This is a genomic window from Pseudoflavonifractor sp. 524-17 (assembly GCF_009935845.1).
Taxonomy (GTDB): Bacteria; Bacillota; Clostridia; order Oscillospirales; family Oscillospiraceae; genus Pseudoflavonifractor_A.
In genome coordinates this window covers 1-809 of record NZ_QWEK01000138.1, presented here as the reverse complement: position 1 = coordinate 809, position 809 = coordinate 1, and the positions used below count along the sequence as shown (strand labels likewise).

Here is an 809-nt window from a genome sequence, read left to right as displayed (position 1 = left end):
GGCGGCGGTGTGAAAGTGCTTTTACGTTACTTTCTCACCGAGAAAGTAACAAAGAGGTTGCAATGACCGGCCCAGTAGGGTAACATGGGAAACGTGGGCAACGTCGCTGCCAAAATGTCGCTCACGTTCAAACCGAGATGAAAGGCGGTGATCTCCATGGCGGTCACAATCTCCGGCATGACGGGCCGGGGCAGTATCAGGCACAACAACAGGACGTTTTCAGCGGCCAACATCGACAGGAGCCGGACGGCCCAGAACGTCACCTTTTGCCGGGAGGACTTGAAACAGGTCTATCACCTGGTATTCGATGAAGCCCTGGCAGCGTACAACGCTAAGAAGAAAAAGACCAGGGATAAGATACCCGACTACTATGAGCATATCCGCCAGGGCAAGCAGGAGAAGCTGTTCCATGAGGTCATCTTCCAGATCGGCAACAAGGACGATTGCGGATGCGGAACTCTGGACGGTGATCGGGCCGCTGCGGTGCTGAAGGAGTTTGCGGAGTCTTTCCAGGAGCGCAACCCTCATCTGCGGGTGTTCAATGCGGTGCTGCACATGGACGAGGCCACGCCCCATATTCACATCGACTTCGTGCCGGTGGCCACGGAGCAGACCAGGGGCTTGCAAACCAGAGTTTCCATGAAACAGGCCCTAAAGCAACAAGGCTTTACATCTCTGGGCCGGAACATGACCGAGTGGCGGGCTTGGATGGACAGGGAAAAGCAGACCCTGGCCGAACTTGCCCAGGCCCATGAGTTTGAGATTATCAGCCTGGGCGGGGGCCGCAAGCACATGGATTTGCCGGAGTA

At 56.2% G+C, this 809-nt stretch carries 1 protein-coding gene; it reads left to right on the top strand.

Features of this window, described 5'->3' with window-relative positions:
* Positions 1-156: 156 nt before the first annotated feature.
* A partial coding sequence (locus D1159_RS19010; RefSeq protein WP_202621175.1) for a plasmid recombination protein occupies positions 157-809 on the top strand: 653 nt, incomplete at its 3' end.